The sequence below is a fragment of the Novipirellula caenicola genome (assembly GCF_039545035.1).
In the GTDB taxonomy this organism is placed as follows: Bacteria; Planctomycetota; Planctomycetia; order Pirellulales; family Pirellulaceae; genus Novipirellula; species Novipirellula caenicola.
In genome coordinates, this window is record NZ_BAABRO010000034.1 from 1 (window position 1) to 18260 (window position 18260).

Here is an 18260-nt window from a genome sequence, read left to right on the forward strand (position 1 = left end):
TCCCGGCAGCCAACTACAACGGCAGTGACAGCTTCACCTACACGGTCAAGGACAACGACGGCCTGACCAGCAACGTGGCTACGGTTGAAATCAGCGTGACCGCAGTCAACGATACCCCGGTCGCCAATGACGACGCCTTCACCACCAACGAAGACGTTCAACTGAGCAACTCGGTGGCGGGTAACGACAGCGATGTCGATGGTCCTTCGGCCAGCTACAGCGTGACGACCGGCCCGACCAACGGCACGCTAGTGTTCAACAGTGATGGCACGTTTACCTACACACCGAACGCCAACTACACCGGCAGTGACACGTTCACATACGAGCGTAGCGATGGGGCGGCGGCTGACTCGGCAGTCGTGAACATCACGGTCACCAGCGTCAATGATGCTCCGGTCGCGAAAGACTACGTAGCTCCACTTGCTCCTCTTCATGAAGACACAACGACGACAGGATTGAACTTTGGCATGATCCCGACGGAGTTGGTCACGGATGTGGATGACGCACCGGCAACGTTCGAGGCAGATCACTTTACGATAACGGGTGTCTCGATTGATGGCGGACCTGCGATCAGTCCTGCAGCAGCGGGAATCAGTGTCGATGGATCAGGCGATATCACAATTGACACGACGGTGGGAGCCTACCAAGGCTTGGCCGCTGGTGAGATAGTCAATGTGGTGGTGACGTTCGTAGTGGAAGACGCAGCAGGACTGAGCGACACCGGCACGGTGACGTTCCAGGTGACGGGTGCGAACGATGCTCCCGTGGCGGTCGGTGATGCGGCGCTGAGCACTCCTGAAGACACCACTTTGACAATCAACCCTGCCTTGCTGTTGGCCAACGATAGCGATATCGATGGTGACACGCTGAGCATCACCGGTGTAAGTGCGGACAACGGTGCCACTGCCGCGATTGTGGCTGGCAACATCGTGGTCACCCCGGCGGCCAATAGTACCGTCCCAATCACGCTGACCTATACGCTCAGCGACGGCACGACGACCAGTTCGGCGACCGTGACGATCAACGTCACCGCGGTAAACGACGCTCCAACTGTGGATCAAGGGATTGCGACTCAGACCGCGACCGAAGGTGTATCCTTCAGCGTTGCAGTCCCGATCGATGCGTTTGCCGATGTCGATGGCGGTCCGTTGACCTACACGGCCACCGGTCTACCGAGCTGGATGAGCTTCGATGGCACGACCTTTACCGGCATGCCTGCCAACGGCGATGTCGGTGGTACGATCACTGTTACAGCCAACGATGGTAATGGTGGAACGGTTAGTACGTCCTTCCTGCTAAGCGTTACCCCAGTCAATGACGCTCCTGTTGCAAACGCCCAGAGTGTCACGACTGCCGAAGATACGGCGAAGGTCATCGTGCTGGGTGCTAGCGATATCGATGGTGATACGCTGACGTACAGTATCGTCAGCGGACCGACCAATGGCACGGTAACGATTGCAGGCAACGTGGCGACTTACACACCGAACGCGAACTACTTCGGCAGCGACAGCTTCTCGTTTAAAGTCAATGACGGCACAGTCGATTCGGCTGACGCCGTGGTGAGTATCGAGGTCACACCAGTGAACGATGCTCCAGTGGCTGAAGAGGATGCGATTACCACGACGGAAGACACAACGTTCCCCGCCAGCGGCACGTTTAATGTGCTGGCTAATGATACGGACGCCGAAGACGGGACGCCGACAACGGTTTCGAAGGTCAACGGTAGTGCGACGAACTTCGGTATGGCCACGACCACGATTGGCGGCGGCAGCGTCACGATCTCTGCGACCGGTGTTCTGACCTACGTTCCGAAGGCGAACTTCCATGGTGTCGATCAAGTGACCTACACGACAATCGATGCAGGGGGATTGACCAGTCAAGCGGTCGTCTACATCACCGTTACCAGTGTAAATGATGCTCCGGTAGTCAATCCGGTCGATCTGGGAACGATCAACGAAGGCTCGACGCGTATCTTCACCGCCACGCAATTGCTGGCGAATTCAAGCGATGTCGATGCTGATACCTTGGCTGTATCGAACGTGACGGTGTCAGCGGCGGAAGGTACGATCAGCGGTAGCGGACCGTGGACGTTCACTCCAGCGGCTAGTTTCACGGGTCCGGTAACGATCAACTTTAATGTCACTGACGGAGTGATTCCATCACCAATCAGCACCACGGCTAGCTTGGTTGTCAATGCGATCAACCACAATCCGGCTGCCGTGGATGACCTGTTCACGTCGGCAGTCGAAGATACCCCACTGACTGGAAATGTGCTCGCCGACAATGGTAGCGGTGCCGATAGCGATCCCGACGGCAACACCATTACATCGACGCTGGTTCCTGGCAGCGGACCGCAGCATGGATCGGTGATTTTGGCTGGCAACGGTGATTTCACTTACACACCAAATGCCAACTTCCACGGCACGGACTCGTTTACTTACATCCTTAGTGATGGTCAGGGTGGTACGGACACGGCGGTGGTCAGCATCACTGTCGCTGCTGTCAATGACGCCCCGGTGGCAGTCAACGACCACATCAGTACGACGCAGGACATTCCCGTCGACTTTAATGCGTTCGGTAACGATACCGACGTCGACGGTGATATGTTGACGATCACAGAGATCGAGTCGACAACGATCTCAGAAGCCGGCAACGCATTCATCTTGGGTGGTGAGGTGCAGTACGATCCCAACGGCATGATTACCTTTGTGCCCACGCCGGGCTTCGTGGGAGTTACCAGTTTTACTTACACGGCTGCGGATCCGAGCGGAGCTGCGTCGACCGCGACGGTTACGATTTCGGTAGTCGGGGCAGGTGCGGTAAACCAATTGCCTGTCGCGGTGAATGATACGTTCACGACCGCTGAAGACACCGTCTTGACGGGCAATCTTCTGGATGCGAACCCGACGACAGCAGATTCGGATCCCGATGGCGATACGTTAACGACGGCGTTGTTGAGTACACCAAGCAAGGGATCGGTTACGATCCTGGCCAATGGTGACTTCACCTACACCCCGTTTGCGAATCAGAACGGTTCGGACTCGTTTACCTATCGCTTGTCTGACGGACGCGGTGGGAATGCGACGGGAACGGTCAACATCACGATTGATCCGGTTAATGACGCTCCAGTCGCTATTGACGCGGTGTTCGGCGTAGCTGAGAACGCGATGAACGGTGATTCGGTTGACTTCTACTTCAGCCAGGCAACCGATATCGATGGTGACGACCTGCTGTTCTCGATCTCCGATGGTGATACCAACCCGGCGAATGATGTGTTTGCGATTGACGCGTCGACCGGTGAAATCACTGTTCTGAACGGTTCGTTGCTTGATTACGAAACGCAGGCCACCTATGACTTGACTGTGACGGTGACCGACAACGCGTCTCCCACGCCAGCAAGCACAACGGCCACCGTGCGGATCAATGTTTCGGATATCAATGAAGTTCCCGTCGCCAATGATGATACGGTCAATGGCATCAACACTGCGGTTCACGCTTTCGACGTCCGTGTCAACGACTTTGATGTCGATGGTGATAATCTCACCGTGACTATGATTAACGGGGCGTCAGTGACGTTCCCTGCTTCGATTCCATTGCCGGGCGTGGGAACATTGGATCTAGTTGGGCCGGGCAACTTTAACTTTACGCCCAACGCCGGCTATACCGGAAGCTCGACATTCACGTACACCGTCAGTGACGGAACGTTAATCGATACGGCGACGGTGACTCTCAATATCACTTCGGGTAATACCGCCCCCGTTGCTAACACGGACAGCTACACGGTCAACGAAGATGGTGTGCTGATAGCGAACGATCCTGATGGGACGTTGACGCCCGGCAATCCGGGTGACAACGGCGTCTTGTTTAACGACATCGACGCTGATGGAGACACGCTTACACCGGTGTTGTTGACGCCGCCAAGCAACGGCACGGCCTTGTTATTGGCCGATGGGCGATTGACGTACACGCCGAACGCCAATTTTGTTGGCACGGACTCCTTGACCTATCGTTTGCTTGATGGCCGTGGTGGCTCGGCGATCGGCACCGTGAACTTCACGGTGGTCGAAACCAACGACGCGCCACAAGTTACTGCATCGACGTTCAGTATTGCTGAAAACTCGGTGGGAGGTACAGTTGTAGGAACCGTCCTGGTGACGGATATTGATAGCCCTCCGCAGAATTTGAGTTATACTCTGATCGGTGCAGACGCAGCGTTGTTCGAGATTGATTCCGTGGGGCAGATCAAGGTTGCTGCTGGTGTTATCGCTGGAGACTTGAATTTCGAAATTAAACCCAAGTACGAGTTCGAAGTGATGGTGACCGACGATGGCTCCAACCCAGGCCCGCTTTCGACGACGCAGTCGGTCAAGGTGACCCTCACCGATGTGGCTGAAGCTGGACCGACGGTGACTGGGGTTTATGTTCGCTCGACCGCGTGGCATCCAGAATTGGCTGATATCCTGGACGACGGTAACTTCAACAACAATACGGACCGAGGTTATGTGGTACCGATGGACAGCGATCAGTTAATGCCCTTACCTTGGATTAATCTGAATGAGGTCGTTCTACGGTTCGATGCGGACGTTAGTGCGAGTATCAGCGTCAACGATTTCCGTGTTTCGGGTATTGCTGGCGTACGAACAGATGAGACACCAGGTGTGATTCCACAAATTGAATCAGTTTCTGCGTCAGGAACCATTGTTCGGGTTCGCCTCAACCAAGCGTTAGACGCATCACAGTTCACGATCACTGCGGTGTCCACGGGTATTACCGATGCTCAAGGCAATACACTTGACGGCGAATGGACTCAAGCGTCGGCCGGGCAATTGGTATCTGGTAATGGTGTCGCGGGCGGGGATTTCTCATTCCGCTTAAACATCTTGCCGGGTGACGTCAATCAGGACGGCATAGTGAATTCGACGGACTCGGATTCAATCTCTGGATTTAGCTATAGCTTCGGTAATACAAACTATTCGATTTTCCGTGATGTCAATGGAGATGCTAAGCAGGATACGACCGACAAGACCCGTATTTTGGAACGGGAAGGCTCCAAACTGTTTTAGTAGCCCAATAAATTCAAGACTTCACAAATAGTTACTCTTTCGGTGTTTAAAATGTTGTCGATATACAAATCAGTGCTTCTACTATTAGCTTTGGTGACCCTTAATGTGCATCAGTTGGATGCTGCGTTCGTAGTGAAGATTGGTACAGGAGACCCACAGGTGATCCCAGCTGTCCAAGCAGGTGGCGCACCAATTGTGATTCCAGTCTCAATTTACTCCACTGAAGCATCGGGGCCACGTACGCTGACGGGCTACAACTTGGGTTTTGACTTTGATACTACTGGCGTTGGGTATAGTGGTGTATTTACGGATTTCGGCGTTGTTTTTAATCCTACCTTCGCTGCGAATAGTGGTGCGTTACTGCCGGACCCGGATGCTGAGAACTTTGACTTCCAATTCGTGACTTCAGGTAACACTGGAGTGGATATTTTCCCGTACAATTCACCGACAAACACCTTTCACTTGTTTGATTTGACTTTCAAGGCTTCTGCACTCGCCGCACCAGGTTTCTATGATTTTGTTTTCGAACCAAACGCATCGCACCCCGGTGCATTTGGAGGATCTGACAACATTAACGTTGTTAATGGAACCTCAGTAGATGCTGTATCCCTTATCGCAGAAGGTGGTCAGTTTGAGGTTCAGAACGCCTCGGGGGTTCCTGAACCCAGTTCCATGCTGGCTTTGGCCGGGGTGTTCGCTGTCGGTGGCGTACGGCAGTGGCGGAAGAAGAGACGGGGAGCCGCGGAGCCGGCTGCTTGTTAACACGAGACTGGTAATTTGACAGTGGCGGAGTAAGCTTGAGATCCTTCACTACTTCGCTCTCCTTGTCTGAACTCCCTTGCTCCGTTTTGCACCTCGAATCGTCCTGGTCGTTCTATGCGTCGCGGCGATTGCGCCGCGAGCGGATGCGGGGCTGGTGATCGAGGTTGATTTCAGCGGTGATTCCCAGTATCAGGCGGCATTTGACCGCGCGGCAATGACCTGGCAGTCGCTGCTGGTTGGCTACCAGGATGGCTTTATTCTCAACACAAGCCAGGGTAGTTCTGCCACCCACAACCAAGCTCTGAGCAACGTCTTTATTGATGCGTCGGTCGAATACATTGATGGATCGGGTTCGGTCCTAGGAAGCGCTGGCCCAACTGCCATCGGCGTCGACTCATCCGGCTTTACACTCGCTACCGATGGGTTGATGAGGTTTGATTCTGCCGACATCGGTGGACTCTCCGAAAGCCAAATTGATAGTCTGATTCTGCACGAGATGGCTCACGTGCTTGGCTTCGGAACGCTGTGGACAAGTAACGGCGTATACGTCAATGGTTCTGGTGAATTCACCGGCGCTAATGCCACGGCGGCTTGGCAATCGGAGTTCGGACAAGTAGGGACTCCGGATGTGGAACTTGGCGGTGGTGCCGGTACCGCGAACGGCCACTGGAACGAGCCGGACGGAGGCGGAGCATTGTCGGGCATCACCGATGCGATGGGCCGCGACTTGACGTTCGAGCTGATGACCGGATGGCTGAACCCAGGTTCGTTCATTAGCGAGATGACGGTGGCTTCGTTTCGGGATATTGGATTTTCGGCGCAGGCGACCTCGGTTCCTGAACCGGCTGCGGCTGGATGGATGTCGGCCGTTACCATCGTGATCGTCGGTGTCAGACGGCGTCAACGACGACTTCGAACCGAGTGATCAATCAGCTATGCGTCCACCATGACGAGGCGATCGCCTCAAACCCGCGACGAGAACGCCGCGGGGACGGCACCGCACCGCACCGAAAAACAACGCAAATCATTGCGGGCGTACGACTTACGGCCCCACACAGCACGCTTGCACTTTGGCTCTATAGATTGTGTATAATCGGGGGCGGCGGAGTTGGCGGGTTTGGCTGGCCTCGGCCGTTCCTGCCTTTCCATCGTGCAAAAGATGGTAGTTGATCGCTTTGCGATCCATACGCGGTGACGCCTGGAAACGCTTCGATCACCGAGCGAGCAACGACCATGTGATTGCAAAAACGTGATGATCGCGGAGCGATCAACGTCCATGCCCACCTTTAACGGTTCCTACCTGTGTATCGAATTCCGCTTGCCCTCTTTGTTGGCCTGCTTGTCTGCGGAAGTGCTGTTGCTCAACCGCCCTCTCGCGAACAACTCGATCGGTTTGAAATCCATGTGCGTCCGACACTGACGCGGCACTGCATTGCGTGTCACGGCGAGTCCAAGCAAGAAGGTGGGCTGCGGTTGACGTCGCTCGAGGATTTACTCGAGGGCGGCGATTCGGGGCCAGCCATCGTCATCGGCAACCCCGACGAAAGCTTGCTGATCGAGGCTCTGCGGTACGAGTCGTTCGAGATGCCGCCTGAAGAACCACTCGAAAACGAGCTGATCAGCGGACTGGTGGATTGGATCGCCGATGGCGCCACTTGGCCCGCGGGCGTCGTGTTGCAACCGCCGCCGAAAATCAGCGATGAGGACCGTGCTTGGTGGTGTTACCAACCGATCACCGATCCTCAACCTCCCGCCATCAAAGATGATCAGTGGTGCCGTGGCGATCTAGACCGTTTCATCCTGGCACGACTTGAAAATGCGAACATCGGTCCCGCTTTCGAAGCCGATCCACACACATTGGTTCGCCGCATCCATTTCGCGATCACGGGTTTGCCACCCGACGCCGCGGCGATGCAAGCGGCCAGTTCGCCCGATTTTGACTACGTGGCGATGGTCGATGATTTGCTGCAAAGCGAAGCGTACGGAGAGAACCAAGCACGGTTCTGGTTGGACCTGGTTCGCTATGCTGATTCCGATGGCTACCGTGCCGATCATGCACGGCCTGATGCCCATCACTACCGCGACTATGTGATTCGATCGTTTAACGAAGACAAGCCATACGATCGCTTCATTCGCGAACAATTGGCTGGCGACGAAATTGACCCTGGCAATCGTGATGCCCACGTCGCGACGATGTACATGCGACATTGGATCTATGAACACAACCAACGCGATGTCGAGACGCAGTGGCATGAAATTCTGCACGACATCACCGAAACGACCAGCGACGTCTTTCTCGCTCAAGGATTGAAGTGTGCTCGATGCCACGATCACAAATTTGATCCGCTGTTGCAAAAAGACTTCTTTCGCATGAAGGCCTTCTTCGCTGCGTTTCAACCGGCCGAGGATCATCCGGTCGCCGACGCCGAGACACGCCGAATCTATCAACAGCAATACGCCAAGTGGGAGGCGGCGACGGCCGACATTCGCGAGCGACTGAGGGAGATCGAATACCCGGTCGCGATTCAACACGCGACACGCGAGAAGGCGGACAAATTCATCGACGAAATCAAAGCGATGATCCACAAACGGCCGCACGAACGGACTCCCTATGAACACCAAATCGCATCGCTCGCCGAGCGGCAATTTGATTTACCCTACGACAAGTTGTCCCAGTGGCTCAGCGAAGAACAGGAAGCGGAACGGCAAGCACTGCAAAAACAGTTGGCGGAGTTCGATTCGCTGAAACCCAAACCGCTGCCGACCATCGACTTCGTCGGCAGCGACGTCGGTCCGGTCGCTCCGGTGACGTACATTCTGGACGACAAAGACAAAACGCCGATCGCTCCTGGGTTCATCACCTTGCTGGACGAAAGTGACGCCGAGATCACGCCGCCGCCTGCATCGCTGCGTTCGACCGGACGCCGCACGGCGCTTGCCGAATGGATTGCCAGTCCCGATAACCCGCTCACCGCTCGCGTGATCGTCAACCGTATCTGGCAACAGCACTTTGGCACTGGACTGGTTGAAACATCCAGCGACTTTGGACGATTAGGGATCCCGCCAACGCATCCGCTACTGTTGGATTGGCTCGCGTCGCGGTTCATCGAAGAAGGTTGGAGCCTGAAGAAGCTGCACCGCCGCATCCTGTTGTCCGCGACCTACCGCCAAACGTCGCTGCGTCCGCTGGATGATGCACTTGCCGCTGCCGACCCGAACAATCAACTATTATGGCGGATGAACCCGCGGCGGTTGTCGGGTGAGGAGATCAACGACGCGGTGTTGATTGCCAGCGGTGAACTAAAATCGAAGAAGCGAGCGATTTACAAAACGGTCCGCCGCAATTCGCCGGATCCGTTGCTGGCGGCCTTTGACGCTCCGGATCGTATCCGCAGCGTCGGCAAACGCCACCGTACCACGACGTCGCCGCAAGCATTGTTATTGAGTAATGGATCATGGTCGCACGACCGGGCAGCGGCGATCAGCAAACGCTTTGCGCGTAGCGGTGACGACGAAATGTTGATCGCCAATGTCTATCAATCGTTGCTAAATCGCCCACCGAGCCTGGACGAAGTGCAAATGGCGATGGAGTTTCTCGACCACTATGCGGCTGCCACCGAGGACGAACCGGGTGAAAAGATCGAAACCTTGGTATCGATGCCCACCACAACCGGCACCGCGGTCGACTTGAAACCAGGCGGTCCGATCCGCATGAGTTTGGCGACGTCGAAAGAGCTGCCCGATGGTGATTTTACGGTCGAAGCGGTCGTGTTGTTGCGATCGCTGTACAAAGACGCCAACGTCCGCACGATCGTCGGTCATTGGAACGGCAGTCCGAAACGTGCAGGTTGGTCTTTTGGAGTCACATCGGCAAAAAGCGCTTACAAACCTCGCAATTTGATCCTGCAATTGGTCGGCAAGACTGCCACGGGTGACGAGCTTCATTACGAAGTTGTCGCTTCGAATTTGCGTCCCGAACTCAATAAACCGTACTACGTCGCCGCCAGCGTCAAGCTTGACGACACGTCGGAAAAGGGGATCACGTTCTACATGCGTGATTTGACAGACAAAAACGCGAAGCTACAGGTCGCACACGCGAAACATTCGGTCATCAAAGAGATTCGGCCTGAGAACGATTTGACGATCGGGGATCGATTCGGCAAACATCAATGGGATGGATTGATCGACAGTATTCGCATCGAAGCCAGAGCACGCGATTTGTCCAAAGTCGCTCAGGCCGATTCACCCGAGGGGCTTCCGAACTATGTGATTGATTGGCAGTTCGAGAATAAAGACAGCATCGGTTTTGATTCATCGGGTAACAAGCATCACGCTTGGGCAAGTATCAAAAATTCGACAGTTGCTCCGCCAAGCGACCGGGCTCGCGTGGCGTTGGTGCACGCGTTGTTGAATTCGAACGAATTTATTTATGTCGATTAACAAGTGGCGTAGTGGATCTTGCTAAAGATCCCGCGTGTGGAACGATGACGAGACAGCTTCATTCGACGTCCCGAGCGGCTAGCGAGTCGAGGTGGCGTTAAGAACCAAGGCGTTGAGATCGCGGAGCGATCAACGACAAGTAAACCGAAAGAGGAAACGTGCAATGACATCGACTTTTTCGCGACGCGAAATGCTGCTGCAAAGTGGGACTGGATTTGGCGCCCTTGCGCTGGCGGGAATGCTTGGCGGTGTCGGTTCGGCATCGGAGGCGACCGATGCGGCATCGCCGTTGATGTCCAAATTGACGCATCATCCGGCGCGAGCCAAGAGCGTGATTTTTCTGTTCATGGAAGGCGGCCCTAGTCACATCGACACGTTTGATCCGAAGCCCGCGATCCAAAAGCTGGCCGGTAAACCGCTGCCCGATTCGTTTGGCCGCGTGATCACGGCGATGGGTGAATTCGATTCACCGGTGCTGGAGTCCAAACGGAAATGGAAACAACACGGCGAAAGCGGGCTGTGGATTTCGGATTGGTTGCCGCACATGGCGACACGCGCGGACGACTTGGCGGTGATCCGGTCATGCTGGACCAACGGAATCAACCATTCCGGAGGCGTCTGCCAAATGAACACGGGAACTCAATTCGCGGGCCGTCCGTCGCTAGGCAGTTGGGTCACGTATGGACTGGGAACGCAGAACCAAAATCTACCGGCCTTTGTGGTGATGCAAGACAAGGGAACGGTGGTCAACGGACCGCGGAACTGGGGCACCGGCTTTATGCCAGCGATCTACCAGGGGACCCAAATGCAGATCGAAGGAACTCCGTTTGCGAACTTGGACGTCCCCAAACACGTTACCCCTCGGCAACAGCGGATCGAGCTGGACTACCTTGCCGCCATCAACCGCCGGCACATGCAAACGCGAAGCGACAACAGCGAGCTGGAAGCACGGATTCGCAGCTACGAGCTGGCTTATCAAATGCAAAGCCATGCTCCCGAGGCAGTCGATTTGTCACAGGAGACAGCCGAAACCAAATCGCTGTATGGAATGGACGAGAAGGAGACGTCCGAGTTTGGACGCAATTGCTTATTGGCGCGTCGAATGGTCGAACGTGGAGTGCGATTCATCCAGCTTTACCATGGGGCGGGCAGTCAATGGGACGCGCACAGCAACATCGAATCGAACCATACCAAGATGTGCCGCGGGATGGACAAACCGGTAGCCGGTTTGCTGACCGATTTGGCACGTCGCGGGCTGCTCGATGAAACGTTGGTCGTGTGGGGCGGCGAGTTTGGACGCACGCCGATGAGCGAGCAGGGGAACGGCCGCGACCACAACCCGACAGGCTTCACGATGGTGATGGCAGGCGGTGGTGTGAAAGCAGGACAAGCATTCGGCGCGACCGACGAGGTCGGACTGCACGCAGTGGAGGACCGAGTGCATGTGCATGATTTGCACAGCACGATATTGTACTTGATGGGCATCGACCATAAAAAACTGATCTACGTCAATAAAGGACGGCCGGAGCGGATCGACGAAAACGAAGGCCGGGTGTTTAAGAAAGTTGTGGGGTAAGCCGACGCAAGCCACCTCTCCCGAGCGCAGCTGGCGAGAGGTCGGACGGGACCCTTGAGGCCTCGTTCGGGTGAGGGCCGCGGTGTGCATACACGAGGCGGCGTTCGGTGCGGGTTGCTCGGACGGCCCTCACCCGAGCAATTGCCGGAGGCTCTGCTCGACCTCTCCCAAACTTTGTTTGGGAGAGGTGACATGACTCAAGTCACCTCGCCTGCGCGAGGTTTGACAGCTTGGTGATACGACACAAGTCACCTCTCCCGAGCGGAGCTGGGGAGAGGTCGAACGAGCCCTTTAGGCTTCGTTCGGGTGAGGGCCGCGGTGTGCACACACGAGGCGGCGTTCGGTGGGGATTGCGCGGACGGCCCTCACCCGAGCAATCGCCGGAGGCTCTGCTCGACCTCTCCCAAACTTTGTTTGGGAGAGGTGACACGCCGCAAGCCCCTCGCCTGCGCGAGGTTTGACGGCGAGTTGATGTGACACAAGCCACCTCTCCCGAGCGCAGCTGGGGAGAGGTCGGACGGGCCCTTTAGGCCTCGTTCGGGTGAGGGCCGCGGTGTGCACACGCGAGGCGGCGTTCGGTGGGGATTGCGCGGACGGCCCTCACCCGAGCAATCGCTGAAGGCTCTGCTCGACCTCTCCCAAACTTTGTTTGGGAGAGGTGACATGACTCAACACCTCGCCTGCGCGAAGCTGGGGAGAGGTCGAACGGGCCCTTTAGGCTTCGTCCGGGCGAGGGCCGACCGCGCAAACGCGAGGCGGCGTTCGGTGCGGATTGCTCGGACAGCCCTCACCCGAGCAATCGCCGGAGGCTCTGCTCGACCTCTCCCAAACCTTGTTTGGGAGAGGTGACATGCTGCAACACCTCGCCTGCGCGAGGTTTGACAGCTAGGTGACACGACACAAGTCACCTCTCCCGAGCGGAGCTGGGGAGAGGTCGGACGAGCCCTATAGGTTTCGTCCGGGTGAGGGCCGACCGCGCATACGCGAGGCGGCGTTCGGTGCGGATTGCTCGGACAGCCCTCACCCGAGCAATCGCCGGAGGCTCTGCTCGACCTCTCCCAAACCTTGTTTGGGAGAGGTGACATGCCGCAACACCTCGCCTGCGCGAGGTTTGACAGCTAGGTGACACGACACAAGTCACCTCTCCCGAGCGGAGCTGGGGAGAGGTCGGACGAGCCCTATAGGTTTCGTCCGGGTGAGGGCCGCGGTGTGCAAACGCGAGGCGGCGTTCGGTGCGGATTGCTCGGACAGCCCTCACCCGAGCAATCGCCGGAGGCTCTGCTCGACCTCTCCCAAACTTTGTATGGGAGAGGTGACATGCCGCAACACCTCGCCTGCGCGAGGTTTGACGGCGAGTTGATGTCACACAAGCCACCTCGCCCGAGCGCAGCTGGGGAGAGGTCGGACGAGCCCTATAGGCTTCGTTCGGGTGAGGGCCGCGGTGTGCACACACGAGGCGGCGTTCGGTGCGGATTGTTCGGACAGCCCTCACCCGAGCAGTCGCCGGAGGCTCTGCTCGACCTCTCCCAAACTTTGTTTGGGAGAGGTGACACGCGGTAAGCCACCTCGATTAAGTTGTCTCGGGGGCGAGTGACGACTGCGTGGGGCCTCGAGGTTTCTGCGACCGAGGTTTATCTTGGCTTTCTTCCTTCAAACACTGGTTCGAGCTGCAAGTGTTTAGCGATCCCGATCGCTACCGCTTCGACATCGGCGAGCACGTCTTCGTTTGAAAAACGTAACACGTCCCAGCCTCGACTCTCGATGTATCGCTGGCGTGATTCGTCCGCTTCGTAGATCGCATCGTGGTATCCTCCATCGATTTCCACAATTTGCTTCCGCTGAATACATGCGAAATCCGTGATGAAGGGTTCGATCGGGTGTTGCCGCCGGAACTTAAGCCCGCAAAGTCTCCGGCCGCGAAGCACTCGCCATAACAGTGACTCTGCTTTTGTTTGCCTCGCACGAAGTTCGCGAGCTTTGATGGTTGTGTTTGGGTTTTCTCGAATCGCCATCACCATTGCCCCTCCTCGCCGGTTTGTATCGCCACCCCAGATCATACCGAGTCTTCGATTTGGATGCACATCAAAATGATAGGGCGAGGAGAGATCGGAGAAGGCGCTTCGCATGTGCGAAACTTGAAGGGGGAGCAGAAAGTGGGGCTTGGGCGGGTGAGAGGTGGCTGCGCATATGCGAGACGACGTTCGGTGGGGATGGCTCGGTCGGCCCTCACCCGAGCAGTCGCCGGAGGCTCTGCTCGACCTCTCCCAAACAAGTTTGGGAGAGGTGACACGCCGCAACACCTCGCCTGCGCGTGGCTGGGGTGAGGTCGAACGAGACATTTAGGCCTCGTTCGGGTGAGGGCCAACCGCGCGCCCACAGGGCGGCGTTCGGTGGGGATGGCTCGGACAGCCCTCACCCGAGCAATCGCCGGAGGCTTTGCTCGACCTCTCCCAAACTTTGTTTGGGAGAGGTGACATGCCGCAAGCCCCTCGCCAGAGCGTGGCTGGGGTGAGGTCGGACGGGACCTTTAAGCCTCGTCCGGGTGAGGGCCGCGGTGTGCACACGCGAGGCGACGTTCGGTGCGGATTGCTCGGACAGCCCTCACCCGAGCAATCGCCGGAGGCTCTGCTCGACCTCTCCCAAACCTTGTTTGGGAGAGGTGACATGCCGCAATTCACCTCGCCAGAGCGCGGCTGGGGTGAGGTCGAACGGGTCCTTTAAGGCCTCGTTTGGGTGAGGGCCGCGGTGTGCATACACGAAGCGGCGTTCGGTGGGGTTGGCTCGGACGGCCCTCACCCGAGCAGTCGCTGAAGGCTCTGCTCGACCTCTCCCAAACTTTGTTTGGGAGAGGTGACATGCCGCAAGCCCCTCGCCTGCGCGAGGTTTGACAGCTTGGTGAACTACGGAAAGGTAGGTCTTCCGCTACTTGCGGTCGCCGTTGCGGCTGCTGCGGTCCAGCTGGACTCCGAGGGGCATTGTTTCCGTTTTCACGCTGAAGTTGACGTCGCGTTGTGGGAATGGGATCGAGATATTCGCCTCGCGGAATGCCTTGATGATCGCGGTGTTGACTTCGTGAGTGACTCCGACTCGGCGATCAAGCGTCGCTAAGTAGAAGCGGATCGCGAAATTCAATGAACTGTCACCAAACGACTCGAAATTAATCAATGGCGCGGGGTCATCCATCACGTCTGGGTGCTCGCGGACCACGCGTTCCAGAATCTCGCGGACTTGATTGGGATCTGCGTCGTATTCAACTCCGACTTCGATCGACAAACGATTGATCACGTTGGAGAGCGACCAATTGAGGATCTTGCCCGTGATCAAATCCTTATTGGGCACCACCAACTCCTTGCGTTCCCAACTGGTCACGGTCGTCGCTCGCATTTGGATGCGTGATACGACTCCTGTGGTGCCGTCGATGGTGACGATGTCTCCGACGCGAACCGGTCGCTCGAGTAACAGAATGATCCCCGAGACGAAGTTGGCGACAATCTCTTGCAAACCAAAACCGAGACCGACCGATGCCGCGGCCAACAACCAACCAAGCTGGGTCCACGGCACGCTGAGAATGTTCAAAACAATAAACGCCCCAACCACGGTTAACGTGTAACGCAAAATCGTGGTCAATGCATACCGAGCTCCGCTGTCGAGCGACGTTTTTCGCAGCACGAAGAGCTCGAGTAAGCCTGGTAAGTTCCGCGCTGAATAGACCAAGACCACAATCACCATGATCGAATACATCAGATCGCGAAGCGTGACGGTTTCGATCTCCATGTTCTCACCGACCGTAACTTGCCAAAGTTCGATGCGATCAAAAATTTCGATCGCCGGCAAAACATTGCTCCAGATCAACGCCAGACCACTAATTGCGATCACCGTGGCCATCACATAGACCAATTGACGTGTTTGCCGGTCCAGCTTGGGCAGATCGGCTTTGTCTTCTTCTTGAAGTTCGATACCGATGTCGGTGGGTAGACCTTCGGCAGCCGAAGCTTGCATCGCTGCCAATTTTTTCTCACGCAACTCGCGTGCTTGTCGTCTCGCCACGTCACGGTAGCGAAGACTCAGCCAACGGAAAGCGAGTGCCATGACGAGTAGCAACATCACCAGCATCAAGAATGACGTTTGCATCAGTCTGCCCAAGTTGAACGCCGTATCCAGAAATCCGGCGAGGGCAAGGCCGGTGAAGACGATCGGAAATCCGGTCAAGACGAGCCAGATCAAACGACGCCAACGATACACTTTGGAATCGGGATTATCGCGGCGGACTTGGGTAAAGATTGGACTGTTGACCGAAAAGATGACGTTATTGAATGCCGCGGTCACCAAAAACAAAGCGATCGTCGTCAACCTGGATGCGGTTGCACGAATTTGTTCGTCGGGATGTTCGTACAGCGTCATCATCAAGAAGATCAGCGTACCACCCAGCACGGTGTACCAACGCAAATGGAAACGTAGCATTTTGCGGATCGAGTCGTCCCAGCCGAAATGGGCCTGCGCCAAACCTTTATCACGACAAACCTCTTTGATCAGTTCGCGAGACGCGACGAAGATCGCGGTAACGGCAAAGGCATTGCCAATGCCGGTCACGAACGGATCCACCGCGAGATTCCCAAGCAGCGCCCAACCGATAAAGCCAAAAAATGCAGGCCAAATACAAGCCAAGACGATCGAAAACAACAGGGCCGACGCGGTGCAACTAAACGTCGTATCGGTCCGCAACGCCTCGTCACCGAATTCGCGTACCCAACGCCGCAAACGAGACCGATAGAACACCAATGTCAAAACGACCAGCACCCCGATCAGCGATCGAAGCGGCCTCGTCAGGAAGCTTCGCAGCAATTGATCAAAAACCGATTTCCAGTTATCAATGTCGGCCAACCATGCGGCAGCAGGAGCGATATAACGCAATTCGGAAACCGAAAAAATGGGAGAGCTACGGATCCAAAATACGTTTTGATCCACGAAATCGATGTACTCATCGATGACTGACCGCAACTGCCGTCGCTGCGTATCGGCAGTCAACATCGTGTCGAGGATTTCGTTTTGAGCTTGAATGGTTGACGCCAATAACTCCTTGCGTTTTTTCAGCAAGGTGAGCTCGGTATCACTTTCAGGGGTATCCGCAGGCATCTCCGCGATTTGTTGCTCGACCTTGGCCGCTTCGTCCTCCAGTTCAAAAACGCTGATTTGGTGTTCTTGGATCTTTTCTTGCAAATCGGCTCGCGGACGATACTTGGCACTCAGCTCTTCGAAATCTCGCCGTTTGTTTCGCAGCATCAATCCCAGCGCGTCGGTCAGCCCGACGGCCTCCAGCCGATCTTGCGATACTTCCAGAGAATTTTTGACCTCGTCATAAGCTTGTTCGATTTCGGTCTTCCGAATCCGTGCTCGGGATGACTCACCCACCAATTTGTTAAGTCGCTCGGTGACTTCGATATTGCTTTGGACCAGCGGTTTTAGTTCTTCGGGAACTTGCTTCAAGTCATCGCGTAACCCCTGCATTGTGTCAGCAACCTCGCTGCGTTGACGCTGGGTCAATGCGGATTGCATTGCATCAAGCTCGCTACGAAGTTGAGCCGTTTTCCGTTCCGACAGTTGACGTTGCAACGGCAGCAGGTCGCTGGTGGCGAGATACGCCGCCTGCTCTTTCTTGAGCTCCTCGATTTTCTTTTTCAATGCTTGACGCTTCGAACGCAATTGCGTCATCCGAGCTTGCGTCTGCACCGCAGGCTCGCCGGCCAATGCGGGAACGGCGATTTGTTCTTCTACCTGCTTGAGCTCTTTTTCTGCGGCACTGATCTCGGTGGGAATTTCCGCAAGTCGCTTTTGCCGGCGAGCTGGCTCGGCCGTCAGTTTCCCATCTTCACTGATCGCATTGTTGAGGGCGAGCTGCGTTTCCGCGATCTGTTGCTTGATCGATTCAACCGAGGCATCGGGGTCAAGCGTCCATTTGACAACCTCATTGCTGTCAAGCTGGGATCGGATCTCTTTCATCCGTGCAGGCGCATCGGTCGCCATCAATTCGAACTGTTGAATGTTCTTGTTGCTGGCTTCAGCGGAACTGAGGTTCTGCTTGGCTTGCTGATACACATCTTCGAGCGAAGTTTTTAATGTGTCGTCCAAGTTATCGCTGGCGGCCAGTGCGGCTTGCCCCGCCTCGATCGTTTTCGCATCAACGGCGTCGGTTTTCTCTAGCGGATTATCGGTGACCGTGGCGGTCGAGTCACTCGTTTCCGAGGTTTGCGCCAGCACGGGGCAGGTGATTGAAGCCGCGATCAAGCATGTCAAACACAGTACAGCGAAGCGGCTAAGGGGCAACCATGCCGCCTCAGGAGAGCGATAAAGGCGGCCGTTTGCTCGACCACGGACTGGAAATAGCATATTGGAACGAATGAGGGTTGGCGTGTGGAAGAGAT

At 56.2% G+C, this 18260-nt stretch carries 7 protein-coding genes; 5 read left to right on the top strand and 2 right to left on the bottom strand.

Features of this window, described 5'->3' with window-relative positions:
* The 5 genes from ABEA92_RS30290 to ABEA92_RS30310 form a co-directional block, all read left to right on the top strand.
* The coding region (locus tag ABEA92_RS30290; protein ID WP_345689446.1) for a beta strand repeat-containing protein at positions 1–5063 on the top strand (5063 nt) is incomplete at its 5' end.
* A 51-nt stretch (positions 5064–5114) separates the two neighbouring features.
* Positions 5115–5825, top strand: a complete 711-nt coding sequence (locus ABEA92_RS30295) for a PEP-CTERM sorting domain-containing protein (RefSeq protein ID WP_345689477.1) — start codon at positions 5115–5117, stop codon at positions 5823–5825.
* Between the two features lie 76 nt (positions 5826–5901).
* The gene (locus ABEA92_RS30300; RefSeq protein WP_345689448.1) at positions 5902–6750 is read left to right on the top strand and encodes a peptidase; all 849 of its coding nucleotides are present in this window, start codon (positions 5902–5904) and stop codon (positions 6748–6750) included.
* A 377-nt stretch (positions 6751–7127) separates the two neighbouring features.
* Positions 7128–10265: a DUF1553 domain-containing protein gene (locus tag ABEA92_RS30305; RefSeq protein ID WP_345689450.1), complete on the top strand. Its 3138-nt coding sequence runs from the start codon at positions 7128–7130 to the stop codon at positions 10263–10265.
* Between the two features lie 163 nt (positions 10266–10428).
* Positions 10429–11841, top strand: coding sequence for a DUF1501 domain-containing protein (locus ABEA92_RS30310; RefSeq protein ID WP_345689452.1), 1413 nt, complete (start codon positions 10429–10431; stop codon positions 11839–11841).
* A gap of 1631 nt (positions 11842–13472) precedes the next feature.
* On the opposite strand, the gene ABEA92_RS30315 is transcribed toward ABEA92_RS30310, so the two are convergent.
* Both ABEA92_RS30315 and ABEA92_RS30320 read right to left on the bottom strand, forming a co-directional pair.
* Complete coding sequence (locus ABEA92_RS30315) at positions 13473–13853, bottom strand: endonuclease domain-containing protein (RefSeq protein WP_345689454.1); 381 nt, start codon at positions 13851–13853, stop codon at positions 13473–13475.
* 910 nt (positions 13854–14763) lie between these two features.
* Positions 14764–18123, bottom strand: a complete 3360-nt coding sequence (locus ABEA92_RS30320; protein WP_345689456.1) for a mechanosensitive ion channel domain-containing protein — start codon at positions 18121–18123, stop codon at positions 14764–14766.
* Between the last annotated feature and the right edge of the window lie 137 nt (positions 18124–18260).

What these genes read in the sequence shown, in the direction of transcription:
- ABEA92_RS30295 (WP_345689477.1), top strand. Translation starts at nt 5,115, where the DNA reads ATGTTGTCGATATACAAATCAGTGCTTCTACTATTAGCTTTGGTGACC.
- ABEA92_RS30310 (WP_345689452.1), top strand. Translation starts at nt 10,429, where the DNA reads ATGACATCGACTTTTTCGCGACGCGAAATGCTGCTGCAAAGTGGGACT.
- ABEA92_RS30315 (WP_345689454.1), bottom strand. Translation starts at nt 13,853, where the DNA reads ATGGCGATTCGAGAAAACCCAAACACAACCATCAAAGCTCGCGAACTT.